The sequence below is a fragment of the Kitasatospora sp. NPDC088134 genome (genome assembly GCF_044741705.1).
In the GTDB taxonomy this organism is placed as follows: Bacteria; Actinomycetota; Actinomycetes; order Streptomycetales; family Streptomycetaceae; genus Kitasatospora.
Window position 1 is genome coordinate 128421 of sequence record NZ_JBIUTD010000002.1, and the last position, 24807, is coordinate 153227.

Annotated in this window: 20 protein-coding genes; 11 read left to right on the forward strand and 9 right to left on the reverse strand. The window is 73.4% G+C overall.

Going from position 1 to position 24807, the window contains the following annotated elements; all coding sequences use genetic code 11:
- Window positions 1–83 precede the first annotated feature (83 nt).
- Window positions 84–1034, reverse strand: a complete 951-nt coding sequence (locus ACIOHG_RS04150; RefSeq protein ID WP_400945064.1) for a GlxA family transcriptional regulator — start codon at window positions 1032–1034, stop codon at window positions 84–86.
- Between the two features lie 84 nt (window positions 1035–1118).
- Here ACIOHG_RS04150 and ACIOHG_RS04155 point away from each other — a divergent pair, with 84 nt between their 5' ends.
- Both ACIOHG_RS04155 and ACIOHG_RS04160 read left to right on the forward strand, forming a co-directional pair.
- Window positions 1119–2114: an NADP-dependent oxidoreductase gene (locus tag ACIOHG_RS04155; protein ID WP_400945066.1), complete on the forward strand. Its 996-nt coding sequence runs from the start codon at window positions 1119–1121 to the stop codon at window positions 2112–2114.
- Window positions 2115–2311: 197 nt separating this feature from the next.
- The gene (locus tag ACIOHG_RS04160) at window positions 2312–2581 is read left to right on the forward strand and encodes a hypothetical protein (protein ID WP_400945068.1); all 270 of its coding nucleotides are present in this window, start codon (window positions 2312–2314) and stop codon (window positions 2579–2581) included.
- Between the two features lie 12 nt (window positions 2582–2593).
- On the opposite strand, the gene ACIOHG_RS04165 is transcribed toward ACIOHG_RS04160, so the two are convergent.
- On the reverse strand, window positions 2594–3262 hold the full coding sequence (locus ACIOHG_RS04165) for a hemolysin III family protein (RefSeq protein ID WP_400945070.1): 669 nt from the start codon (window positions 3260–3262) through the stop codon (window positions 2594–2596).
- A 264-nt stretch (window positions 3263–3526) separates the two neighbouring features.
- Here ACIOHG_RS04165 and ACIOHG_RS04170 point away from each other — a divergent pair, with 264 nt between their 5' ends.
- Window positions 3527–5356, forward strand: a complete 1830-nt coding sequence (locus tag ACIOHG_RS04170; RefSeq protein WP_400945071.1) for a phosphoenolpyruvate carboxykinase (GTP) — start codon at window positions 3527–3529, stop codon at window positions 5354–5356.
- A 73-nt stretch (window positions 5357–5429) separates the two neighbouring features.
- Here the strand turns inward: ACIOHG_RS04170 and ACIOHG_RS04175 are convergent, their stop codons facing one another.
- Window positions 5430–6644 (reverse strand): pyridoxal phosphate-dependent aminotransferase, encoded by a 1215-nt coding sequence (locus tag ACIOHG_RS04175; RefSeq protein WP_400945073.1) that lies wholly within the window; start codon window positions 6642–6644, stop codon window positions 5430–5432.
- Between the two features lie 118 nt (window positions 6645–6762).
- Here ACIOHG_RS04175 and ACIOHG_RS04180 point away from each other — a divergent pair, with 118 nt between their 5' ends.
- Entirely contained in the window at window positions 6763–7428 is a 666-nt protein-coding gene (locus tag ACIOHG_RS04180; protein WP_400945075.1) for a prepilin peptidase, read from the forward strand.
- Window positions 7429–7535: 107 nt separating this feature from the next.
- Here the strand turns inward: ACIOHG_RS04180 and ACIOHG_RS04185 are convergent, their stop codons facing one another.
- Window positions 7536–9152 (reverse strand): chitinase, encoded by a 1617-nt coding sequence (locus ACIOHG_RS04185; protein WP_400945077.1) that lies wholly within the window; start codon window positions 9150–9152, stop codon window positions 7536–7538.
- 368 nt (window positions 9153–9520) lie between these two features.
- On the opposite strand from ACIOHG_RS04185, the gene ACIOHG_RS04190 reads away from it, so the two are divergent.
- The 4 genes from ACIOHG_RS04190 (at window position 9521) to ACIOHG_RS04205 (ending at window position 14596) form a co-directional block, all read left to right on the forward strand.
- Window positions 9521–10315 (forward strand): isoprenyl transferase, encoded by a 795-nt coding sequence (locus ACIOHG_RS04190; RefSeq protein WP_400945079.1) that lies wholly within the window; start codon window positions 9521–9523, stop codon window positions 10313–10315.
- A 211-nt stretch (window positions 10316–10526) separates the two neighbouring features.
- Window positions 10527–11858 carry a PhoH family protein gene (locus tag ACIOHG_RS04195; RefSeq protein ID WP_400945081.1) on the forward strand — a complete coding sequence of 444 codons (1332 nt, stop codon included), beginning with the start codon at window positions 10527–10529 and terminating at the stop codon, window positions 11856–11858.
- Between the two features lie 408 nt (window positions 11859–12266).
- A complete protein-coding gene (locus ACIOHG_RS04200) occupies window positions 12267–12941 on the forward strand; it encodes a transglycosylase SLT domain-containing protein (protein WP_400945083.1) in 675 nt (224 codons plus the stop codon).
- Window positions 12942–13177: 236 nt separating this feature from the next.
- Complete coding sequence (locus ACIOHG_RS04205; protein WP_400945085.1) at window positions 13178–14596, forward strand: AI-2E family transporter; 1419 nt, start codon at window positions 13178–13180, stop codon at window positions 14594–14596.
- Between the two features lie 75 nt (window positions 14597–14671).
- On the opposite strand, the gene ACIOHG_RS04210 is transcribed toward ACIOHG_RS04205, so the two are convergent.
- Together ACIOHG_RS04210 and ACIOHG_RS04215 are read right to left on the reverse strand one after the other, a co-directional pair.
- Window positions 14672–15205, reverse strand: a complete 534-nt coding sequence (locus ACIOHG_RS04210; RefSeq protein WP_400945087.1) for an alkyl hydroperoxide reductase — start codon at window positions 15203–15205, stop codon at window positions 14672–14674.
- Window positions 15206–15209: 4 nt separating this feature from the next.
- Window positions 15210–15761, reverse strand: a complete 552-nt coding sequence (locus tag ACIOHG_RS04215) for a peroxiredoxin (RefSeq protein ID WP_400945089.1) — start codon at window positions 15759–15761, stop codon at window positions 15210–15212.
- Window positions 15762–15927: 166 nt separating this feature from the next.
- Here ACIOHG_RS04215 and ACIOHG_RS04220 point away from each other — a divergent pair, with 166 nt between their 5' ends.
- The 3 genes from ACIOHG_RS04220 (at window position 15928) to ACIOHG_RS04230 (ending at window position 18654) form a co-directional block, all read left to right on the forward strand.
- The gene (locus ACIOHG_RS04220) at window positions 15928–16869 is read left to right on the forward strand and encodes a LysR substrate-binding domain-containing protein (protein ID WP_400945091.1); all 942 of its coding nucleotides are present in this window, start codon (window positions 15928–15930) and stop codon (window positions 16867–16869) included.
- 142 nt (window positions 16870–17011) lie between these two features.
- Window positions 17012–17932, forward strand: coding sequence for an AAA family ATPase (locus ACIOHG_RS04225; RefSeq protein WP_400945093.1), 921 nt, complete (start codon window positions 17012–17014; stop codon window positions 17930–17932).
- On the forward strand, window positions 17929–18654 hold the full coding sequence (locus ACIOHG_RS04230) for an HNH endonuclease (RefSeq protein WP_400945095.1): 726 nt from the start codon (window positions 17929–17931) through the stop codon (window positions 18652–18654). The genes ACIOHG_RS04225 and ACIOHG_RS04230 overlap by 4 nt, the downstream gene beginning before the upstream one ends.
- Here ACIOHG_RS04230 and ACIOHG_RS04235 read toward each other — a convergent pair.
- From ACIOHG_RS04235 to ACIOHG_RS04245, 3 genes are all read right to left on the reverse strand, one after another.
- Window positions 18644–20395, reverse strand: a complete 1752-nt coding sequence (locus tag ACIOHG_RS04235; RefSeq protein ID WP_400945097.1) for a SpoIIE family protein phosphatase — start codon at window positions 20393–20395, stop codon at window positions 18644–18646. The two genes, ACIOHG_RS04230 and ACIOHG_RS04235, sit on opposite strands and share 11 nt — an antisense overlap.
- A gap of 54 nt (window positions 20396–20449) precedes the next feature.
- Complete coding sequence (locus ACIOHG_RS04240) at window positions 20450–21187, reverse strand: class I SAM-dependent DNA methyltransferase (RefSeq protein ID WP_400945099.1); 738 nt, start codon at window positions 21185–21187, stop codon at window positions 20450–20452.
- A 446-nt stretch (window positions 21188–21633) separates the two neighbouring features.
- Entirely contained in the window at window positions 21634–24609 is a 2976-nt protein-coding gene (locus ACIOHG_RS04245; protein WP_400945101.1) for an AfsR/SARP family transcriptional regulator, read from the reverse strand.
- Window positions 24610–24807 lie beyond the last annotated feature (198 nt).

The window sequence follows — 24807 nt, forward strand, 5'->3', positions numbered from 1 at the left end:
ATCGGGCCGGTCGGTGCTCCCCACGGGGCACCGGCCGGTCCCGCCGTTCCCGTGGCCGGGGCGGTTCGGACGGCCGGGACGGTTCAGGCGGACGCCCCCGCGAAGGTGCGCCGGTAGGCCAGCGGGGAGACGCCGATCGCGGCGTGCAGGTGCTGGCGTAGCGAGACGGGGTTGGCGAAGCCGACCCGGGCGGCGATCTGGTCCACCGTCAGATCGGTCGCCTCCAGCAGTTGCCGGGCCAGCGCGACCCGCTGCCCGGTCAGCCAGCGGCCCGGGCTCTGGCCGGTCTCGTCCTGGAAGCGGCGGGCGAAGGTGCGGGTGCTCATCGCGGCGTGCCGGGCCAACTCGTCCAGCGGGAGCGGGCGGTGCAGCTGGGTGAGGGCCCACTCGCGGGTGGCGGACGTTCCGGCGGAGCCGCTCGCGGGCACCGGGTGCTCGATGTACTGGGCCTGGCCGCCGTCCCGCCAGGGCGGCACCACGCAGAGCCGGGCGGCCCGGTTGGCGACGGCGGCCCCGTGGTCGGCGCGCAGCACGTGCAGGCACAGGTCGACGCCGGAGGCCGCGCCCGCCGAGGTCAGCAGGTCGCCGTCGTCGACGAACAGCACGTCCGGGTCGAGCCGGACCCGCGGGAACAGTGCCCGGAAGCGGTCGGTGAGCGCCCAGTGCGTGGTGGCGGGGCGGCCGTCCAGCAGACCGGCCGCGGCCAGTACGAAGGCGCCGGTGCAGATCGACAGGATGCGGGTGCCGGGCCGGATCAGCGCCAGCGCGGCGGCGACCGGCGGCGCCAGCTCGGGCCCGGCCAGGGCCGGGGTGAACGGCGGGATCACCACGGTGTCGGCCGTCGCCAGGATCTCCGGGCCGTGCTCGACCCCGATGCTGAAGTCGGCGTCCGAGCGGACCGGCCGCCCGTCCACGGTGCAGGTGGCCAGCTCGTACAGGCCGTCGGTGCTGCCGAACACCCGCCGGGGGATGCCCAGTTCGAACGGGTAGACGCCCTCCAGGGCGAGCACGGCGATCCGGTGCGGAGCGGACACGGCACACCCTCCTGACAGGAATCCATCGGACAGTGGCCATCATGCCACTCGTCGGCCCGCCCTGCCCCCGGCAGGCTGAAGGGCATGACGACCGAGACGAAGACCGACCCGAAGACCGACCCGAAGACCGACTCGAAGACCAGGACCATGCGCGCGATCAGCCAGGACGCGCTGGGCGGGCCCGAGGTGCTGAAGGAAGTGGAACTGCCCCGGCCGGTGCCGGGCACCAGCGAGATCCTGGTCCGGGTGAAGGCCGCCGGGCTCAACCCCACCGACTGGAAGCACCGGGCCGGCGGCGGCTTCCTCGGCACCCCGCCGTTCGTCCTCGGCTGGGACGTGGCGGGCACCGTCGAGGCCGTCGGCTTCGGCGTCACGCTGTTCGCGCCCGGCGACGAGGTGTTCGGCATGCTGCCCTACCCGCACGGGGTCGGGGCGCACGCCGAGTACGCCGTCGGACCGGCCCGCGCCTTCGTCCACCGGCCCGCCGCCGTCGACACCGTCCAGGCCGGGGCGCTCCCGCTGGCCGCGCTGACCGCCTGGCAGGCCCTGGTGGACACCGCCGGCGTCGGCGCCGGGGACCGGGTGCTGGTGCACGCGGCGGCCGGCGGCGTCGGCCACCTCGCCGTGCAGATCGCCAAGGCCCGCGGCGCGTACGTGATCGGGACGGCCAGCGCCGCCAAGCACGACTTCCTGCGCGGCATCGGCGCCGACGAGGTGATCGACTACCGGGAGACCGACTTCGCCGCGGCGGTCCGCGACGTCGACGTCGTGCTGGACACCGTCGGCGGCGCGTACCAGCTGCGCTCGCTGGCCACGCTGCGCCCCGGCGGGCTGCTGGTGTCGATCCTGCCCTTCCCGGTCGAGGGGCTGGCCGAGGAGGCGGCCCGGCTGGGCGTGCGCACCGCGATGATGCTGGTGGAGGCCGATCAGGCCGGGATGGCGGCGGTCGCCGACCTGGCCGAGCGCGGCCTGCTGCGGGCCGAGATCGCCGGGACCTTCCCGCTGGCCGGGGCGGCGGAGGCGCACGCGCTCGGCGACACCGGCCGGACCACCGGCAAGCTGGTGCTGCTGGCCGACTGACCCCCGCCGACCCGCGGCTCCCGGCGGCGGCCCGGCCGCCCCGGGAACCGGAGGAGGGGATGTGCGATCCCCACCACTGGTGTTGACGCGATGTTGATCCCCCGTTCGCCCCGGCCGAGTGCTGAACATGTCACTGTAGGTGGGAAGTTCTCTGACGACCTGTCAGACGATCGGTCGGCCGGCGGGAGGTTCAGCCGATGGAGTACGGTGCGGCGCGTTTCTGGAGCGGCGTGGTCGGTGTGCTGGCCGCGCTGGCCGTCATCGCGGGCTACCTGATCGGCGGCGCCCGCCTGGTCTGGGCGGTCTCCGCGGTCGAGGTGCTGGCCGTGATGGCCTGGGTGGCCTACCGGTTCCGGGGCCGCGCGCACCAGCGGGCGGCGGGCGAGGGGCCCGACGCCGCGCACTGCGAGCGCTGCCGCCGGGCCCGCCAGCGGCTGGAGGGCCGGGCCCAGCCCGTCCGGTACTGAGCCCGCCGGGCCTCAGCCGGCCAGGGTGTACGCCGCGATCGAGACCCCCACGTACTGGACGATGAACGCGCCGAGCGTGAAGGCGTGGAACACCTCGTGGAAGCCGAACCAGCGCGGTGACGGGTCCGGCCGCTTCAGGCCGTAGATCACGCCGCCCACGGTGTAGAGCACGCCGCCGACCACGATCAGCGTCAGCACGGCGGGCCCGCCCTTGTGCAGGAAGTCCGGCAGGAAGAACACCGCCGCCCAGCCGAGGGCCACGTAGCACGGGGTGTAGAGCCAGCGCGGGGCGCCGACCCAGAACACCCGGAAGGCGATCCCGGCCAGCGCGCCGCCCCAGACCAGCCAGAGCAGGACCTGCTGCCGCGCGCCGTCCAGCAGCAGGATGGTGAACGGGGTGTACGTCCCCGCGATGATCAGGAAGATGTTGGCGTGGTCGAGCCGGCGCAGCACCGCCTCGCCGCGCGGCCCCCAGGTGAAGCGGTGGTAGACCGCGCTCACCCCGAACAGCATCCAGGCGCTCACCGAGTAGACGACGCAGGCGAGGCGCGCCGCGGTCGAGTCGGCCAGGCAGATCAACACGATTCCGGCGGCGAGCGAGGCCGGGAACATCCCGGCGTGCAGCCAGCCGCGCCACTTGGGCTTCACGAGCTCCAGAACTTCCGCGGTCATGGGCAGCATCTTACGGAACCGTAGGTTACTGACGCGTAGGAAAGTGGCGACTCTCACTCTTGTCCGTTTCGGCTAAATCGAGAGGCGTGACCCAGGTCTCCTCGGGGCGGGCGAGCGGTACATCGGCGCCCCGGAATCAGACACTTCGGAGTAAAGATCTCGTCAATGGCGCCAGTTTGACAAAGAAGCAGTGGTTGCCCGGGGCTACGGTGTAACCACCCTCAACCCCCGCGAAGCCGTCTCCTGGCCGAGATGGTGTGAAACGGAGCGATCGTGTCGCCTCAGATCTCTGCGCTCGCCGAGTCCGCGCCCACCCGCCACCAGCGCCTGGTGGAGTGGGTCAACGAGATTGCCGAGCTGACCCAGCCGGACCGCGTGGTGTGGTGCGACGGCTCGGAGGAGGAGTACCACCGCCTCGCCGAGCAGCTCGTCGCCCAGGGCACCTTCACCAAGCTGGACGAGAACAAGCGCCCCAACTCCTACTACGCGGCCTCCGACCCGTCCGACGTTGCCCGCGTCGAGGACCGCACCTTCATCTGCTCCGAGCAGGAGAAGGACGCCGGCCCCACCAACCACTGGAAGGCCCCCGCCGAGATGCGGGAGATCTTCCAGGGGAAGAACGGGCTGTTCCGCGGCGCGATGAAGGGCCGCACCATGTACGTGGTGCCGTTCTCGATGGGCCCGGTCGGCTCCCCGCTGGCCGCGTACGGCGTCGAGATCACCGACTCCGCGTACGTCGCCGTCTCGATGCGCGTGATGACCCGGATGGGACAGGCCGTGCTCGACCAGCTCGGCGAGGACGGCGACTTCGTCAAGGCCGTGCACACCGTCGGCGCCCCGCTGGCCGAGGGCGAGGCCGACGTCGCCTGGCCGTGCAACACCACCAAGTACATCTCGCACTTCCCGGAGACCAAGGAGATCTGGTCCTTCGGCTCCGGCTACGGCGGCAACGCCCTGCTCGGCAAGAAGTGCTACGCGCTGCGGATCGCCTCCACCATGGCCCGCGACGAGGGCTGGCTGGCCGAGCACATGCTGATCCTCAAGCTCACCCCGCCGTCGGGCGAGGCCAAGTACGTCGCGGCCGCCTTCCCGTCCGCCTGCGGCAAGACCAACCTGGCCATGCTCCAGCCGACGATCCCGGGCTGGAAGGTCGAGACCATCGGCGACGACATCGCCTGGATGCGGTTCGGCGCCGACGGCCGGCTCTACGCCATCAACCCGGAGGCCGGCTTCTTCGGCGTCGCCCCCGGCACCGGCGAGGACACCAACGCCAACGCGATCAAGACCCTCTGGGGCAACACCGTCTTCACCAACGTCGCGCTCACCGACGACGGCGACGTCTGGTGGGAGGGCCTCACCGAGGAGCCGCCCGCGCACCTGACCGACTGGCGCGGCAACGACTGGACCCCGGAGTCCGGCACCCCCGCCGCCCACCCGAACGCCCGGTTCGCCGTCCCGGCCGCGCAGTGCCCGACCATCGCCCCCGAGTGGGAGGACCAGGCCGGCGTCCCGATCTCGGCCATCCTGTTCGGCGGCCGCCGGGCCACCGCCGTCCCGCTGGTCACCGAGTCCTTCGACTGGCAGCACGGCGTCTTCCTCGGCGCCAACATCGCCTCCGAGAAGACCGCCGCCGCCGAGGGCACCGTCGGCGAGCTGCGCCGCGACCCGTTCGCCATGCTGCCGTTCTGCGGCTACAACATGGGCGACTACTTCGCGCACTGGCTGAAGGTCGGCGCCGCCGCGGATGCCGCCGAGCTGCCGAAGATCTACTACGTCAACTGGTTCCGGAAGAACGCCGACGGCCAGTTCGTCTGGCCCGGCTACGGCGAGAACAGCCGCGTGCTGAAGTGGATCGTCGAGCGGCTGGAGGGCACCGGCGAGGGCGTCGAGACGCCGATCGGCGTGCTGCCGACCGTCGAGGGCTTCGACCTGGACGGCCTGGAGCTGGCCGAGGCCGACCGCGAGCTGCTGTTCACGGTCGACAAGGAGATCTGGAAGCAGGAGGCCGCGCTGGTCCCGGCCCACCTGGAGACGTTCGGCGAGCACACGCCGAGCGAGCTGTGGGACGAGTACCGGGCCCTGGTCAAGCGCCTCGGCGACTGACACGGCCGGCCCGGCTGACACGACGTCAGGGCCCCGCACCCCCGGCCGGGGGTGCGGGGCCCTGACGCGTCCGCTACGGCTGGGCGTAGCCCGACAGGAAGTCGCCGATCCGGGTGACCGCGTCGGTGATCTCCTCCGGGCGGGGCAGGGTGACCAGCCGGAAGTGGTCCGGGTCGGGCCAGTTGAAGCCGGTGCCCTGGACGATCAGGATGCGCTGGGAGCGCAGCAGGTCCAGCACCATCTGCGCGTCGTCCTTGATCTTGTAGACCTGCGGGTCGAGCCGCGGGAAGGCGTACAGCGCGCCCTTGGGCTTCACGCAGGAGACGCCCGGGATCTCGTTCAGCAGCTTGTACGCGGCGTCCCGGGAAGCCAGCAGCCGGCCGCCGGGCAGGATCAGGTCGCGGATCGACTGCCGCCCGCCGAGCGCCGCGGCCACCGCGTGCTGGGCCGGCATGTTGGCGCACAGCCGCATCGAGGCCAGCACGTTGAGGCCCTCGATGTAGGAGCGGGCCCGCTGCCGGTCGCCGGAGAGCACCATCCAGCCGGAGCGGAAGCCCGCCACCCGGTACGACTTGGACATGCCGTTGAAGGTGACGCAGAACAGGTCCGGCGCCAGGGTGGCCAGCGGGGTGTGCTGCACGCCGTCGTACAGGATCTTGTCGTAGATCTCGTCCGCGTACACCACCAGCTTGTGCGCGCGGGCCAGTTCGACGATCCCCTCCAGCAGCTCCTTCGGGTACACCGCCCCGGTCGGGTTGTTGGGGTTGATCACGACGATCGCCCTGGTCCGGTCGGTGACCTTCGCGGCGATGTCGGCCAGGTCCGGGTACCACTCGGCCTGCTCGTCGCAGCGGTAGTGCACCGCGGTGCCGCCGGCCAGCGAGACCGAGGCCGTCCACAGCGGGTAGTCCGGCGCGGGGACGAGCACCTCGTCGCCGTCGTCGAGCAGCGCCGTCATGGCGAGCTGGATCAGCTCGGACACCCCGTTGCCGAGGTACACGTCCTCGACCGAGAGGCCGTGCAGGCCGCGCTCCTCGTAGTGCATGACCACGGCGCGGCGCGCCGAGAGCAGGCCCTTCGAATCGCCGTAGCCGTGCGCGCTGTTGAGGTTGCGGAGGATGTCCTGGAGGATCTCGGGCGGCGCCTCGAAACCGAACGCGGCGGGGTTGCCGGTGTTGAGCTTCAGGATGCGGTGGCCCTGGTCCTCCAGCCGCATCGCCTCGTCGAGCACCGGGCCGCGGATGTCGTAGCAGACATTGGCGAGCTTGCTGGACTGGATGACCTGCATACCCGCCTACTTTACGGCGGTGTAACGCCGATCACGGCGTGGTGTTCGCCACCTGGACACGGACGGGCGAACGCCGCCCGGCGGTAGGGTCGCGACGGACCGTCAGGGGAGGCGCGCGATGTTCGGGGCAGTGGTCGGGGCCGTGCTGGGGCTGCTCGCGGGCGTGCCGCTCAGGTCCGCGGTGGTGCGCTGGGCGGTGCCGGCCGGGGAGCCGTGGCGCAGCTGCCCCGTCACCCCGCTCGGGCGCTGCCTGCGGCACGGCGACCGGACCGGGCCGCCGCCGCTGGCCGTCGAGGCGGTGGCCGCCGCCCTCGGCGCGGCCCTCGGTGCGACCGCCCCGGCGCGCTGGCTGCCGCTGCTGGTCTGGCTCGCCCTGCTCGGCACCGTGCTGGGCTTCGTGGACGCCGCCGTGCTGCGGCTGCCGGACGCGCTCACCCTGCCGCTGTTCCTCGGCACCGCGCTGCTCGCCCCGCTCGCCGACCCCCGCCCCGGCGCCTGGCTGCGCGCCGCCCTCGCGGCGGCCGGCCTCGGCCTGCTCTTCCTGCTGCTCGCCCTGCTCGCCCCGATGGGCCTCGGCGACGCCAAACTCGCCCCGTCGCTGGGCGCGGTGCTCGGCCTGGCCGGCTGGCGCACCCTCTGTACGGGCGTCCTGTGGATGTGGCTGATCGCCGCGCTGTGGGCGGTCGTCCTGCTGGTGCTGCGCCGGACCGGGCGCGGCGGCGAGTTCGCCTTCGGCCCGGCGATGCTGCTGGGCACCCTGGCCGCCGTCCTCGCCGCGTTCTGACGGGGCGCCGGGAGCGGGAAAGGGCGGGGCCCGCCGTACCCCAGCGGTACGGCGGGCCCCGGTGCGGGCGCCGGCCCCTCCCTCAAGGGGCAGCGCAACCGCGGGAGTTACGGCATGGAGTGGGTGAAGGCGCCGACGTTGGTGGAGAAGTCGTTGCCGTTGTTGGCGTCCCAGTTGGTCGACCAGGTCATCGCGCCGCGGATGGTCGGCCACTTGGCCGGCGGGACGAAGCTGCCGCAGTGGTTGCCGGTGGCCAGGCAGTCCAGCGCGTTGTTGACCACGGTGGAGTTGACGTAGCCGCCGCCCGCCGCCTTGCTGGAGGCCGGGACGCCGATGCCGACCTGGTCCGGGCGCAGGCCGCCCTGGATGTGGGTGCAGACCTGGGCGGTGATGAAGTCGACGGTGCCCTGGGTGTAGACCTTGCCGTCGCAGCCGTTCATGCCACCGGAGTTGTAGAACTGGGTGTTGACGACGGTCAGGATGTCCTTGGTGTTCAGCGCCAGCTGGAAGTAGGCGCCGGCCGTGGAGTACATGCCGATGGTCTCGGGCGCCATGGTCAGCACGAAGCCGGGGCCGACCTTGGACTGCAGGGTGTGCAGCGCCTGGGACATGTAGGTCGGGTCGACGCCGTTCTCCAGGTCGACGTCGATGCCGTCGAAACCGTACTGCTGGATCAGGCTGTACGCCGAGTTGGCGAAGTTGGTCGCCGCGGCGGCGTTGCCGACCGAGATGGCGCCGTTCTGGCCGCCGATGGAGAGGACGACCTTCTTGCCGGCCGCGTGCTTGGCCGCGATGTCGGCCTTGAACTGGGCATCGGTGTAGCCGCCGAGCTTGGTGGCCAGCGCCGGGTCCAGGGTGAAGGAGATCGCGCCCTGGGTGGCGGTCGCGTCGGCGAAGGACACCGCGATGATGTCGTACGCCGACTGCACGTCGCTGAGCTTCTGGACCGTCGAGTTGTTGTCGAAGTTCTGCCAGTAGCCGGTCAGCACGTGCTTGGGCAGGCCGGTGTTCGGCGGCGTGGTGCTGGTGGCGGTGGCGGTCGGCGAGGCCGAGGTGCTCGGGGAGGCGGAGGCCGTCGGCGACGCGCTCTGCGAGGGCGAGGCCGACGCGGACGGCGAGGCGCTCTTGGTCGGCGAGGCCGAGGCGGAGGGCGAGGCCGAGGTGGCGGAGGCCGACGGGCTCGGCGAGGCGGTGCCGCCCGGGCCGATCAGCTGGACGTCGTCCGCGTTGTAGGTGGACTGGCCGTACCAGCCGTGCAGGTAGAGGGTGACGCTGGTGGTGGTCGCGCCGGTGGTGAAGCTCGTGTTCAGCTGGTTCCAGGCGCTCTGCGCCGACCAGGTGGACGGGTCGGTGCCGCCGGTGCCGCGGGCGCCCAGGTAGACGTACGGGCCCTGGACCCAGGCGTTCAGCGTGTAGGCGGTGTTGGGGAGCACCGCGACGGTCTGGGTGCACTCGGCGGTGTCGCCGGCGCCCGGGGTGGCGGCCAGCGCGCCGGTGCCGGAGTGCACCGGGGCGGCGACCGTGGCGGCGTTGCCGGTGCAGGTCCAGCCGGAGAGGCCGGACTCGAAGCCGCCGTTGGCGACCAGGTTGCCGACCGCGGCGTTCGCGCCGCCCGCGGTCAGGGCGAGGCCGCCGCCGGCCAGGGCCAGCGCGGTCGCGGTGGCGAGGGCGGCCGGGATCTTGCTGCGGCGCCGGTGGGACGGCTGCTGCGTGGTACGGGCCATGACAGGCTCCAGTGCGGGGAGATGGGGGAGGGGAGCGGGGTGCCCCGGGTGGGGTGCGGAGGGGAGTGGGGGAGGGGCCGGGACGCGCTGGGGAAAGGAGCCGCCGCGGTGGGGGTCGCGGCGGCTCCGCTGTGGGGGAGGGTCCGGTGTGGTGCTGCCCACACGCTGGACTAGACCATTGGGGAGCGTCAAGACCCGGAATCCGGTTTAGGGACGGTTTAAGGATTCGGAGACCGTTCCGTATCCCGACCCGTGCGCGCACCGTGACAAGACCGGTACCTGCGGTTTTGCCGTCCCGAAAGCAGAGCGGAGTAGGCTGCCGCAGGGATTTCGCACCCGGAGCAATCAGCACGGAAGGGCCGTTCGACATGGGTCTGCGCGAGGTGGTGGAAGGCACGCCGGGGCTGCGCACCCTGCTAGACAAGGCCTACCGGTTGTACGGCCGCCGGGTCGAGGTGCACCTGGCCAACACCCCGCACCACATCGGGGTGATCCTGGACGGCAACCGCCGCTGGGCGAAGGCGGCCGGCGGCACCACCGCCTACGGCCACCAGCGCGGCGCCGACAAGATCAGCGAGTTCCTCGGCTGGTGCGCGGAGACCGACGTCCGGGTGGTCACCCTCTGGATGCTCTCCACCGACAACCTGTCCCGGCCCGCGGAGGAGCTCGTCCCGCTGCTCGGCATCATCGAGGACGCCGTGCAGGGCCTGGTCGACGCCGGCCGCTGGAAGGTCCACCCGGTGGGCGCGCTCGACCTGCTGCCCGCCCCCACCGCCGAGCGGCTCAAGCAGGCCGCCCAGGCCACCGAGTACATCGACGGGCTGACGGTCAACGTGGCGATCGGCTACGGCGGCCGACAGGAGATCGCCGACGCCGTCCGCTCGCTGCTCCAGGAGCACGCCGTCCGCGGCACCTCGATCGAGGAACTGGCCGAGGTGCTGGACGTCGAGCACATCGCCGAACACCTGTACACCAAGGGGCAGCCCGACCCGGACCTGGTGATCCGCACCTCCGGCGAGCAGCGGCTGTCCGGCTTCCTGCTCTGGCAGTCCGCGCACAGCGAGTTCTACTTCTGCGAGGCCTACTGGCCCGCCTTCCGCAAGGTCGACTTCCTCCGCGCGCTGCGCGACTACCAGCTCCGCAACCGCCGGCTGGGACGCTGACCGACCCCGGCCGGGGCTGACCCGCGGTCAGGGCCCCCTACCCGTGGGACGGGTGGGAAAACGTTCACCTGTTGTGATCCCGACGTTCGCTCCGGCGCGAATGCGGGGCCCCTCGCCTGGGAATACACCCTTCAGACCGTCCTCCCGGCCAGCGGGGCCGCGGGGACGGGTGGGCCGCGGGTGACGTCGGGTCACCCGCTCTGGAGGGCTAGTGGTCAGTACCAAGAGCCGCCGGACACCTGACCGGCGCACGTACGTCCTCGACACCAGCGTGCTCCTGGCCGACCCTCTCGCCATGACGCGTTTCGAGGAGCACGAGGTCGTCCTCCCGGTCGTCGTCGTCACCGAGTTGGAGGCCAAACGCCACCACCCGGAGCTCGGCTACTTCGCCCGCCAGGCGCTGCGCCTGCTGGACGACTACCGGGTCCGCCACGGCCGGCTCGACGAGCCGATCCCGGTCGGCGAGCTGGGCGGCACCATCCGGGTCGAGCTCAACCACTCCGACACCTCGATCCTGCCGGCCGGCTACCGGCTCGGCGGCGGCGAGGCGGACACCCGCATCCTGGCGGTGGCCCGCAACCTGCAGGCCGAGGGCTACGACGTCACCGTCGTCTCCAAGGACCTGCCGCTGCGGATCAAGGCGAGCTCGGTCGGCCTGCTGGCCGAGGAGTACCGGGCCGAGCTGGCGGTCACCTCGGGCTGGACGGGCATGACCGAACTGCACGTCCCGGCCGACCGGGTGGACGAGCTGTTCGCCGGCCAGGAGCACGCCCTCCGGATCGAGGGAGCCGACCAACTCCCTGTCCACACCGGCCTGGTGCTGCACTCCGAGCGCGGCCGCGCGCTCGGCCGGGTGGCCCCCGACGGCCGGGTGCAGCTGGTCCGCGGCGACCGCGAGGCGTTCGGCCTGCGCGGCCGCAGCGCCGAGCAGCGGGTCGCCCTCGACCTGCTGCTCGACCCCGAGATCGGCATCATCTCGATGGGTGGCCGGGCCGGCACCGGCAAGTCCGCGCTCGCGCTGTGCGCCGGCCTGGAAGCCGTCCTGGAGCGCCGCCAGCACCGCAAGGTGATGGTGTTCCGCCCGCTGTACGCGGTCGGCGGCCAGGAGCTCGGCTACCTGCCCGGCAGCGAGGCCGAGAAGATGGGCCCCTGGGCGCAGGCGGTCTTCGACACCCTCTCCGCCGTCACCACCCCCGACGTGATCGAGGAGGTCATCTCCCGCGGCATGCTGGAGGTGCTGCCGCTCACCCACATCCGCGGGCGCTCGCTGCACGACGCCTTCGTGATCGTCGACGAGGCGCAGTCCCTGGAGCGCAACGTGCTGCTCACGGTGCTGTCCCGGATCGGCCAGAACTCCCGCGTCGTGCTGACCCACGACGTCGCCCAGCGCGACAACCTGCGGGTCGGCCGGTACGACGGCGTGGTCGCGGTGGTGGAGAAGCTGAAGGGCCACCCGCTGTTCGCCCACATCACGCTCACGCGTTCGGAGCGCTCGCCGATCGCCGCACTGGTGACCGAGATGCTGGAGGACATCCAGCCCTAGGCATAACGGGACACACCGGGGCAAAGGGGTCTGACATATACCGTCAGGCCCCTTCGCCGTGCAGGGAACTGACGGGGTCTCGGCCGTTCGTCCACCAAACGCGCTGGTCGAAAAGTTTGTGAGATCTGCCACGGCGGAGGGAATTGCGTAGACACGCCCGCGTGCGGCATGGTGTGGGTTCTGTCAGGCCCCGCGTACGGCAGCACCTCGCCCCAGGACCCCGGTCCGCGGGCGGAAAACTGAACACCGCACGGCCGTACGCCGCTCGATCGAACCGCCCCCGCCCGGCTCCGCCCGGACAGGCGGCCGAGCCCGCGCCTCCGGTGACCAGCGTTCGACGGAGACCAGTGCCAGGGGCAGATACGCGCCCGTACGGTCACACGCCGGGCGACGCTGGAAGGAAACCATGTGACTCGGATCTCGGTCCGGGGAGTCGCTGTCGCCTCCGCCACCGCGGTGACCGCCGTCGGTGCCGTCGTGGGCGCCGCCTCTGGTAGTGAGGGCAAGGCCGCCACCACGGTCGACGTGGCCAGCGCGACCCTGCTCGCCGACGCGCCCGCCGGCGCGCACGTCCAGAACGTCAGCGACGGAATCGGCCGCCAGGCCGACGCCCAGCAGGTCTCCGCCGACGCCGCCGCCAAGAAGGCCGCCGAGGAAGCCGCCCGCCAGAAGGCCGCCGCCGACGCGCAGGCCAAGGCCGACGCCGAGAAGGCCGCCAAGGCCGCGGAGGAGAAGCGCGCCAAGGAGGAGGCCAACCGCGCCGCCGCCCGCAGCGTGCTGGCCACCGTCAGCCCCGGCTCGGTCCAGGACATGGCGCTGCAGATCGTCGGCGACGCCGACCAGTTCCAGTGCTTCAGCCAGATCGTCAAGCGCGAGAGCGGCTGGGACTACACCGCCACCAACGCCTCCTCGGGCGCCTACGGCCTGGTCCAGGCCCTGCCGGGCTCGAAGATGGCCTCGGCCGGCGCGGACTGGCGCACCAACCCCGCCACCCAGATCAAGTGGGGCCTGAACTACATGAACAGCCGCTACGGCAGCCCCTGCGGCGCCTGGTCGTTCTGGCAGTCCCACCACTGGTACTAAAGACCGGTCCGTCGAAGGCCCCCGCCGCGTCCCGCGCGGCGGGGGTCTTCGCGTCGCCGGGCGGGCGACAGGTGTGAATTGCTCACGTGCGCCTGGTGGTTCATCCGCTTTTATGCCGATTCGCCCGAAGGCGGCCCGGCAACCCCCGAGACCGTGCCCCGCACCGGCGGGTAGCGTTCCTCACCGACGGCCGTGCGACCCGCGGCCCGCAGGGACCGACAGGGGGAGACCGGGCAGTGACGGAAGAGACGAGCGGCGGCCGCTGGCGCGGCGTCGCCAAGATCGGCGCCCTCGCGGCCGGACTGTTCGCCGCCGCCGAACGCCGCCGTCGCGCGGCCATCTCCGCGGAGGCGCACGCCCTCGCCCACGAGCAGGCCGTCGAACTGGTCGCCGAGCGCGCCGCGCTGCGCACCGCCGAGCAGACGGCCCGTCAGCTCGCCGAGCACACCGGGCCGGCCACCGACAAGGCCGTCGAGATCGACACCGTCCCCGCCCCGCGCGCGGCCGAGCCCGCCGAGCCCGCCGAGCAGGCGTCCTGGGGCCCGCCGCCCGGCCGACCGAGCAACCCTGTGGACGCGGTGCCCTGGACGCTGCGGGTCGCCGCCGAGTCCACCTGGCGGCTGCTGCTGCTCGGCGTCGCCGTGTACGTGCTGTTCCGGGTCATCGACACGCTCCGGCTGGTGGCCTTCTCCGCCGTCGCCGCGCTGCTGATCTCCGCCCTGCTGGAGCCCACCGTCTCCTGGCTGCGGCGGCACGGCGTCCCGCGCTCGCTGGCCGCCGCCGGGACGTTCCTGTCCGGCCTGGCCGGGATCGGCCTGGTCGGCTGGTTCGTGTTCTGGCAGGTGTCGACCAACCTGGACCGGGTCACCGTCAAGGCCCAGGACGGCGTCCGCACGCTGCGGGACTGGCTGGTCACCGGCCCGTTCCACCTGACCCAGGACCAGCTGGACAACGTCACCAACCAGATCACCGCGTCCATCGGCAAGAACTCCGACCAGCTCACCTCGGCCGGCTTCACCGGCGTCAGCATCGCCGTCGAACTGCTCACCGGCATCGCGCTGACCGCCTTCACCACCTTCTTCCTGCTCTACGACGGCTCCCGGATCTGGAGCTGGACGCTGCGCGGCCTGCCCCGGCACTCCCGGTACGCGATGGCCGGGGCCGGCCCCAAGGCCTGGACCACGCTGACCGCGTACGTCCGGGGCACCGTCACCGTCGCCTTCATCGACGCGCTCTGCATCGGCATCGGACTCCAACTGCTGGGCGTGCCGATGGCGATGCCGCTCGCGGTGATCATCTTCCTGGGAGCGTTCGTGCCGCTGGTCGGCGCGCTCGTCACCGGCACCATCGCGGTGCTGATCGCACTGGTCACCGTCGGGCCCTTCAAGGCGCTGATGGCGCTGGTGGTGCTGGTCGCCGTCCAGCAGCTGGAGGGCCACATCCTGCAGCCGCTGATCCTCGGCCGGGCCGTCCGGGTCCACCCGCTGGCCGTCGTCCTCGGCGTCGCGGCCGGCTCCATCGTCGGCGGCATCGCCGGCGCGATCGTCGCTGTCCCGCTGATCGCCGTCACCAACACCGTCACCGGACACCTGCGCCAGCGCAACGCGGCGGGCCAACAGGTCTTCCAGGCCATCGAGGCGGCCCGCAAGCAGTAGCCGACGCGACGCGAAGAGGTCCGCCCGACCGGAGAACCCTCCGGTCGGGCGGACCTCTTTTCGCGTCGCGCCTGCCTACTGCGGCAGCGCGGCCTCGGCGTCGAGCACCGCGGCGACCGCCTGGACGGTCGCGGCGATCTTGACCGCGGCCTGGATGACCTCGCGGTCGACACCGGCCTTGCGCAGCACGCCCTCGTGCGAGTCGAGGCACTGGCCGCAGCCGTTGATCGCCGAGACGGCGAACGACCACAGCTCGAAGTCGACCTTGTCGACGCCCGGGTTGCCGATGATGTTCATCCGCAGACCGGCCCGCATCGTCCCGTACTCCTTGTCGGAGAGCAGGTGCAGCGTCCGGTAGTAGACGTTGTTCATCGCCATGATCGCGGCCGCGCCCTTGGCGGCTTCGTAGGCCTCGGGCTTCAGGTTGGCCTTGGCCTCGGGCTCCAGCTCGCGCAGCACGATCGGCGACCGGGTGGCCATCGCGCAGGCGAGGACGGTGCCCCAGAGCTGCTGCTCGGGGAGGTCGGAGTTGCCGATCACCGAACCGAGGTTGAGCTTGAGGTCCTTGGCGTAGTCCGGCAGCGCGGCCTTGAGCTCGTCGAGGGCCATCGGGTCAGCCCGCCAGCAGGGACTGGGCGTCGAGGGTGTCCTCGCCCTTGTTCCAGTTGCAGGGGCACAGCTCGTCGGTCTGCAGTGCGTCGAGCACCCGCAGGACCTCCTTGGGGTTACGGCCGACGGAGCCGGCGGTCACCATGACGAACTGGATCTCGTTGTTCGGGTCCACGATGAACACCGCGCGCTGGGCGGTGCCGTCCGCGCCCTCGACGCCGCAGGCCCGCATCAGGTCGTGCTTGACGTCGGCCAGCATCGGGAAGGGCAGGTCGCGCAGGTCCTTGTGGTCCTTGCGCCAGGCGTGGTGCACGTACTCGGAGTCGCCGGAGACGCCGAGGATCTGGGCGTCGCGGTCGGCGAACTCGTCGTTCAGCTTGCCGAAGGCGGCGATCTCGGTCGGGCAGACGAAGGTGAAGTCCATCGGCCAGAAGAACACCACGCGCCACTTGCCCTCGTAGGACTTGTGGTCGATCTCGGCGAAGGCCTTGGCGGCGTCGAGGTCCACGCAGGCGTTGAGTTCGTACTCGGGGAACTTGTCGCCGATCGTCAGCACGTCGCTTCTCCAGGGTTTGGGACGAGGGTTGTCCGGATTGCGGACAGCTCCCAGCCTCGCACACCGCTACTGATCAGTGAAATCGGTTCTCGCTCATGCCGCGATAGGCGATTCCGATCAATCCGGCACACTGGGAGGGAGCACCGACCGGCAAGGAAGCACCACCGTGAGAAGCAGCGCGCCCCGCACCCCCACCGTCTCCCAGCTGCGGGCCTTCGCCGCCGTCGCCGAGCACCGGCACTTCCGGGAGGCCGCCGCCGCGATCGGCACCAGCCAGCCCGCGCTCTCCGGAGCGGTCGCCGCGCTGGAGGAGGCACTCGGCGCGCAGCTGGTCGAGCGGACCACCCGCCGGGTGGTGATCACCCCTCTCGGGGAGCGCGTGGCCGAGCACGCGCGCCGGGTGCTGTCCGCGCTGCACGCCCTCACCGAGGAGGCCGAGGCCGCCCGCCGCCCCTTCACCGGGCCGCTGCACCTCGGCGTCATCCCGACCGTCGCACCCTACCTGCTGCCCGCCGTGCTCCGGCTGGTCCGCGACTGCTACCCCGACCTCGAACTGCACGTCCACGAGGAGCGCACCCCCTCCCTGCTCGACGGCCTGGCCGGCGGCCGGCTCGACCTGCTGCTGCTCGCGCTGCCCGCCGGCGGCGGCACGCCGGTCGCCGAGATCCCGCTGTTCGACGAGGACTTCGTGCTGATCGTGCCGCCCGAGCACGACCTCGCCGGCCGGACCGACGTCGCCCGCGACCTGCTGCTCGACCTCGACGTGCTGCTGCTGGAGGAGGGCCACTGCCTGCGCGACCAGGCCCTGGAGATCTGCCGGGAGGCCGGCGCCGACAGCGCCGGCGGCTCCACCCGGGCCGCCGGACTCGCCACCCTGGTCCAACTCGTGGCCGGCGGGCTCGGCGTCACCCTGCTCCCCGCCACCGCGCTCGACGTCGAGACCGGACGCACCGACCGCCTCGCCGCCGTCCGCTTCGCCCACCCCGCACCCGGCCGCCGGATCGGCCTCGCCCACCGCCCCGGCTCCGCCCGCACCGGCGAGTACCAGCGCTTCGCCGCCGACCTCCGCGAGGCGCTGCGCGAGCTGCCCGTCCGCCTCACGGCCTGACGGCCGGGGCCTCCTCGCCCACCCGCCCACCCGTGAGCGCCCCACCGGAAGAGTTCGGCCCCCGGCGCGTGCAGGGTGGGCGAGGCAGTGGGTGGGCATAGAACGGGTGGCGGGTTCCAGACGGGGGTGGTGGCCGGTGTACGTGTCGCGGATCAGGGTGTCCGGGGTGAAGTGCTTCCGCGGGGTGCGGGAGGTGGACGTGCGGGTGCCGGCGGGGGCCGGGTGGACGGTGCTGGCCGGGCCGAACGGGAGCGGGAAGAGCACGCTGCTGCGGGCGCTCGGGATGGCGCTCGGGGCGCTGCCGGGCGGGGACGCCGGGGTGTGGGGCGAGCAGGGATGGGTGGAGGCCGCGCCCGCGCCGCGCTGGCGGGTGGGGGAGCGGGCCGGCGAACCGCGGGCCCGCTACCTGGACCGGTCGGCCGGCCGCGACGTCCCGCTGCGGGCGGAGCTGCTGGAGCGGGTGCTGCCTGCGGGCTGGCGGGTCAGCGACCCCGAACGGCAGCTGGTCGCGCACGGCGGCCTGGAGGTCCCGCTGGACGAACTCGGCGACGGCACCGCCCGGTTGGCCCGGCTGGCCAGCCTGCTCGCCGCGACCGCCCGCCCCGGCCCGGTGCTGCTCGACGACGCGGACCGGCACCTGCACCCGGCCTGGCAGCAGCGGATCGGCCCCTGGCTGACCGAGTCCTTCCCGGACACCCAGTTCATCGTCGCCACCCACAGCCCGTACGTCTGCCAGGCCGCCGACCCCGGCGCGCTGATCCACCTGCCGGGGCCGGACGAGGAGCGGGCCCCGTACCGGCTGGACGAGGAGATCCGGCAGCGGGTGCTGTACGGCAGCGGCGAGGACACCGCGCTGTCCGAACTGTTCGGGCTGCCGAGCGCCTACTCGCCCGCCGCCGAGGCCGAACGGCGGCTGCTGGTGCGGCTGGAGCGCAAGCTGTACGCCGGTCAGGCCACCGACGCGGAGGCCGCCGAGTACCGGGAGCTGGGGGCGAAGCTGAACAGTTCGCTGACCGCCCGGGTCGACGAGGTCACCGCGCGGCTGCTCGGCCGGGACCGGTGATCCCGCTCCAGCGGCCGCCGCTCCAGCCCCGGCTGGCCGCCGAACTGGAACGCGCCACCGCCGGCATCCGGACGGCCGGCCCGAGCACCGCCTCCGGACGCGCCGCCTGGCGCAAGGCCGTCCGGCCGAAGGCCCAACTGCGGCTGATGCTGCGGCAGATGGCGCCCGGCCTGGAACGCTGCATGTACTGCGGGGACAACCTCGGCACCGACATCGACCACTTCGAACCGATCGCCCAGGCGCCGCTGCGCACCTTCGACTGGCAGAACCACCTACTGGCCTGCGCGCACTGCAACAGCAACCGCAAGCGCGACCTGTTCCCGCGCGACCCGGCCACCGGCGACGGCCTGCTGGTCGACCCGTGCCGCGAGGACCCGGCCGAGCACCTGCGGCTCTACCTGGACTCCGGCGCCTACGACCCGCTGACCGTCCGCGGCGAGGCCACCATCGAGGTGTTCGGCCTCAACCAGCGGCCCGAACTCGTCCGCGGGCGGCGGATGATGTTCGCCGTGGTCAAGGCGCTGGTGCTGGCCTGGCAGCAGGCCGGACCCGAGGAGGCCGAGGAGTACGCCGGGGCGCTGCGCGAGATCCACCACGCCGACGTGCTGCGCACCGTCCTCGGACTGCGCCGCAGCCGCCCGCTCGCGCTCGCCGTGCTCGGCCCGCAGGTGCTCGACGGGCTCGACCGGCTCGCCGCCGCGGACCCGAGGTTCAGCGGCTGACCGGCTCGCCGCCGAGCCGCTGCTCGAACCAGACCACCTTGCCCGTGCCCAGCCGGGTCGCGCCCCAGCGGTCCGCGCACCGACCCACTATCTGCAGGCCCCGCCCGCGCTCCTCCTCGGGCCCGGCCCGGCGGGTGCGCGGCAGCGCGGGCGAGTCGTCGCCGACCTCGCAGCGCAGCACCGACGTCCGCACCAGCCGCAGCGTCACCGGGCGGGTGGCGTGCTGGACGGCGTTGGTGACCAGCTCACTGACCATCAGTTCGCAGCTCTCGGCCAGGTGGTCCAGGCCCCAGCGGCGCAGCGTGTGCCCGGCCAGCCGGCGGGCCCGGCCCGGGGTCTCGTGCTTCGGCTGCAGGTACCAGTAGGCGACGTCCTCGGCCGGGATGCCGTCGAAGGCCGCGGCGAGCAGCGCGATGTCGTCGGCCCGGTCGCCCGGCGGCAGGATGCGCAGCGCCTCCTGGCACAGCTGCTCCGGGTCGAGCCGGCTCCCGCCCGCCAGCCGGGCCCGGAGCAGCTCCAGGCCGGTGCCGAGCGGGCGGCGCCGGGTCTCCACCAGGCCGTCGGTGAACAGCAGCAGCGAGGAGCCGGGCGGCGCGGGCAGCTCCACCGAGGAGAAGTCCACCCCGCCGACGCCGATCGGCGCGCCCGGCGGCAGGTCCAGCAGCCGGCCGGAGCCGTCCGGAGCGAGCAGCACCGGCGGCACGTGCCCGGCGTTGGCGATCACCACCCGGCCCGCGATCGGGTCGTAGACCGCGTACACGCAGGTCGCCAAGTGGTGCTCCTGGCCCAGCCGTTGGGCCTGCTCGTCGAGGTGGTACAGCACCTCGTGCGGCGGCAGGTCGAGGCCCGCCAGGGTCTGCGCGGAGGTGCGCAGCTGGCCCATCACGGCCGCCGAGGTCAGCGAGTGGCCCATCACGTCGCCGACGATCAGTGCGACCCGGTTGCCGGGCAGCGGGATCGCGTCGTACCAGTCGCCGCCGACCTGCGCGCCGCGCTCGCCCGGCAGGTAGCGGTGCGCCAGCCGGACGCCGTGCGGCTGCGGCAGGTGCGCGGGCAGCATCGAGCGCTGCAACTCGTCGGCGATCTCCCACTCGCGGGTGTAGCGCAGCGCGGTGTCCACGGCGAGGCCCGCGTGGGTGGCCAGGTGCGCGGCGGTCGCGGTGTCGCCCGGGTCGAAGCCCGCCGCCGAACCGTCCGGCCGCGGGCGGCGGACCAGCAGCAGCATGCCGAGCGCGGCCTGCCGGCCGTGCAGCGGCAGCGCCAGCAGAGTCGTTCCGGCAGGCAGCCGACCGACCGCGCGGGCGCCCAGCAGCTCGGCGGCCAGGCCGCCGCGCCGGGCGTCCAGCACCGTCGGGCCGTGCGGGGCGCGCCGCAGCAGGGCCCGCTCCAGCAGGCTGCCCGGCGACACCGGCCGCACCCCCGCGGCGCGGCCCAGCCGGGTGCCGCAGGTGTGCCGCACCCGCAGCGCCCGCGGGCGGCCCGGGTCGCGCTCGACGTCCGGCAGCGGGTCGCGGACCAGCACCACCAGGGCGTCGGCGACCGACGGGACCAGGACCCGGCCCAGGTTGCGCAGCGTCGCCGCCAGGTCCAGCGAACTGTTGATCCGCCGGGCCGCGCAGTCCAGCCGGGCCAGCCGCTCGGCCAGCCGGACCGGGGCGCCGCCGGCCGCCGCCGGCGGCGGGTGCCGCTGGACGGGGACGGCGGGCGGCTGCCCCGCCAGGGGCTCCAGGTGGTCGCGCACGGGCTGGCCGATCTGTGCAGGTGCCGGTTCGTCGGGGACGGTGCTGACGCGGCGTCAGCCGGTGCGCCGACAGCGCAGGTACAGCTGGGTCTCCGGCGGCTGCGCCGACCCGGCGGGCGCGTACGACTGGCTGTCCACCGCCTGCACCGCGAAGCCGGAGCGCTCCAGCAGCGCCGTCAGCTCCTCGCGCAGGTACCCGCTGACCCGGATCTCCCGCTCCAGGAACGGCAGCGGCACGTCGTCCAGGTCCGCCTCGACCATGCCGAGGGCCAGCAGGCCGCCGGGGCGCAGCAGTTCGCGGATCCGGCCCAGCGTCTCGGCGATCTCGGCCCGGGGCAGCATCAGCAGCGAGAAGAAGGCCGCGGCGGCGTCCAGCGTCCCGGCCCCGGCGGGGCCCAGCTCCGGCACGCCCCAGGTGTCGGCGGCCGCGGGGGTGGCCAGGTCGACCACGTCCAGCCGGTGGAAGGCGGCGGCCGGGGCGGCCGCCCGGGCCTGCGCCAGCATGCCGGCCGACAGGTCGACGCCCGTCACCCGCAGGCCGCCCTCGGCGAGCTGACGGGCGGTCGGCTCGCCGGCCCCGCAGCCGACGTCCAGCACCCGGGCGCCGGGCGGGAGTTCGGCCAGCAGCCAGTCGCCGCAGGCCAGCTGGCCCGACCTGGCCGGAAACACCTCCTGGTAGCGGGCGCCGATGGCGTCGAACACGGCGGCGCCGCGGGCCCGTTCGGCCCGGCGGTCACCCGCCCCGGACGCCGGGTCGGCGTCGGCGGGGACTTCAGTCCGTTCGTCCGTCACGATGATCTGGGCACCTCTCCCGCGCGCGTCCTGCCCCACCCGTCGTGGTCCGCACTCCACTCCCGACCCTGGCCTTCGAGAATAAACGCGATCACCGGACCGTGGAGTCCGTTTCCGGCCAACTCGTGCGCCAGTGGGCGCTCACCGCCCGCCAGGGGCAGCACACCGGTGCCCGCCAGGTGGTGCGCCACCGCCCCGCGCGCCGCATGGCGCGACCGCGCCATGCGGCCGGGCCCGCCGGCCCGCGCCGACCGGCCCGGGCCCGCGGCCGACCCCCTTGCCGCGGGCGTTTATCGAACGTCAATCGCGGCCTGCCAGAGTCTTCTCAGCGCCGGGGAAGCGTCAAAGCGTTCCCGCAGCCGGGGGGCTGCGGGGACGCCGACGCTCCCGGGGGGACGGGCTTCCGCCGAGGGGAACCAGGGGGGTACCGAGGGGGGAACGGAAGCCTACGGCGCGGGGGGAGAAGAGGGGGAAGGCTCGGTGTGCCGAGTGTCGATGAGGTCCCGCACCGGCTGGGCCTCGGGCACACCGAGCCGCGTGTACACCACCAGCGCCTCCCGGAGACACGCCAGCCCGCGCGCGGGCTGCCCCAACTCCAGGAGCGCCTCGCCCAGCGCCGCGTTCGCCATCCCCTGGCAGTACGCGGCCTCGATCTCCTGGGCGATCGACAGCGACTCCTCCGCCGCCTGCGCGGCCTCCGCGAACCGGCCGTCCGCCACCAGGCAGGCCGCCAGCCGGGCCAGCGAGTAGCCCTCCCAGATCGGATGCTGCTGCGCCCGGTACAGCTGGTGCGCCTCCCGCAGGTGCAGCGCCGCCTCGCCCGGCGAACCCGTCGACCGCAGCACCACGCCCAACTGGTAGAGCGTGTCCGCCAGACACGGCGCGTTCCCGGACGCCCGGGCCGCGGTCACCGCCGCCCGGGCGGACTCCAGGGCCTCCGCGTGCCGGTCCAGGCCGACGTAGGCGCGGGCCAGGTTGCCCAGCAGCCGGGCCTCGCTGATCGAGGAGCCCAGCCCCGAGGCGTGCAGATGGGCCTGCTGGTAGACGCGCAGCGCCTCGGCCGGGCGGCCGGCCCGGAACAGCGTCACGCCCAGCCCGTTGGCGGTGGCCGCGCGGAGCATGGTGGGGCGGTCGATCGGTTGGAGCGCCAGGCTCCGCGCCAGCGCCTCCTCCGCCTCGGCGAGTTCGGACGCCACCTGGTGAATGTGGCCGAGCGCGTAGTGCACCTGGGCCAGCGTCTCCGGGTCGCCCTGGGCGCCCGCACTCGCGGCGGCGGCGTGCAGCACGCCGCGGATGCGCGCGGCGAGCGACGGGTCCTCGACCAGGTGGGTCATCCGCTGCAGGATGTCCACCGCGGGATGCAGCAGTTCCGGTGGGGCGCCCGCCGCCGCCTCGACGCTGCTGAGCAGCAACGCGACCTCGGAGCGGAGCCAGTCGCGGGCGGCGTCGGTGCCGGAGAACGCCCGCCCGGACGGCCTGGCCGGGTGCAGTGTCTCCATGTAGGTCTCGTCGGGATCGATGACCCGCTCGGCGTCGAGCACGGTGGCGTGCAGCAGGGCGAGCAGCCGCAGCAGGGCGGCCTGCTGCTGCTCGGTGTCGTCGAGCTTGGTGTTCTGCCGCTGGGCGTACAGCCGCAGCAGGTCGTGGTAGCGGTAGCGGCCGGGGGTGAAGCACTCCAGCATGTTCGCCTCGACCAGGGCCTCCGCCAGGTCCTCGGCCTCCCGTTCGGGCGCGCCGAGCAGCGCCGCGACGGCCGCCAGCGGCAGGTCGGGCGAGTCCACCAGGGCCAGCAGCCGGAAGGCCCGGGCCTCCTCCGGGCGGAGTTGGGCGTAACCGAGCCCCAGGGTGGTCTCCACGGCGAGGTTGCCGAGTTGGAGCTCCTGGAGCCGGTTGCGCTGGTCCGCTAACCGCCGGGCCAGGTCGGAGACGCTCCAGCGCGGGCGGCTGGCCAGCCGGGCGGCGGCGATCCGGACCGCCAGCGGCAGGAACCCGCAGGAGGTCACCACCTGCAGCGCGGCCTCCGGTTCGGCGCCGACCCGCTCGGCCCCGACGATCGCCGAGAACAGCGCCAGCGCCTCGTCCGGGGTCAGCTCCTCGATGTCCACCAGGTGCGCGCCGGGGAGCTCGGCCAGCCGGGAACGGCTGGTCACCATCACCGCGTTGCCGGAGACGCCGGGGATCAGCGGCCGCAACTGCCCGGCGTCGCGGGCGTTGTCGAGCAGGATCAGCATCCGCTTGTCGGCCAGCAGCGAGCGGTACAGCGCGGCGCGCTGGTCCAGCGAGTCCGGGGCGTCGGGTGCGCCGAGCGCGTGCAGGAAGTCGCCGAGCACCACGGCCGGGTCGGCCGGGGAGGCGCCCGCGCCGCGCAGGTCCACGTACAGCTGCCCGTCCGGGAAGTCCGGCCGCAGCGAGTGCGCGACGTGCACCGCCAGGGTGGTCTTGCCGACGCCGCCGATGCCGGCCAGCGAGGTCACCACCACGGCTTGGCCGGAACCCGCCCGCAGGACGTCCCGGAGTTCGGCCACCATCTTGCTCCGGCCGCTGAAGTCCGAGACATCGGCCGGGAGTTGGGCGGGCGGGACGAATGCGGGCAGCTCCTCCGCGGCCTTCGGCGGGGCGGCGGCGGGCACCAGCAGCTCCGGGTCGCCGGCCAGGATGCGGGCGTGCATCGCGGACAGCCCGCCGCCCGGCTCCACGCCCAGCTCGTCGATCAGCAGCTTCCGGGTGTCCGCGTACACACCCAGCGACTCGGCCTGTCGGCCGCTGCGGTACAGCGCCAGCATCAGCAGCTCGCGCAGCCGTTCGCGCAGCGGGTACGCGGCGGACAGCGAGTTCAACTCGGCCACCACGTCGGCGTGCAGGCCGATCTCCAGGGCCAGCGCGCAGCGCTCCTCGGCCACCGAGAGCTGACGCTCCGCCAGCCGGCCGCGCTGGGCCTCGGCGTACGGCCCCGGCAGGCCGGACAGCGGACGGCCACGCCACAGGTCGAGTGCGGCGACCAGCACGTCGTGGGCGGGTCGCAGGCCGCCCTCGGCCCGGGCGGCGGCGGCCTCGGCTACCCGCTGCTCGAAGACCGTCGCGTCCAGAGCGTCGGGCGGGATCCGCAGTGCGTAGCCGTCGGTCATCGAGACCAGGACCTCGGAGGGCGTCCGGGCGGCCCGGTTCGGCTCCAGCACCGAGCGCAGGCGGGAGACGTAGGTGCGCAGCGCGGCCACCGCCTGCGGCGGGGTGCGGTCCCCCCAGATGCCGTCCACCAGGTCGTCGGTGGTCACCGGGCGGCCTTCGCCGAGCAACAGGGCCACCAGGACGGCCTGTTGCTGCGGCGATCCGAGCGCCAGCGGTACATTGCCGCGCCACGCCTGGACAGGGCCGAGCACTTGGAAACGCAACGCCTCGGCGGAGCGCGTGTCCTGATGCTCCATGTCCTCCCCTGTGGCCGATGAACCGTCTGTTCCCCACGCTGCCGCCGGTCATGTGGGGGCGACAGCTTATGAGGAAGCGCGCAAACGTCCACCAAGTGGATGCGCGGTGCGACGTTTATAAGACATTTAGCGGTCCCTACGATACTGTCCGCGCGCCCAGCGACAGTCGTTCGGGCGATCGGAACCCTCTCAGTTGAA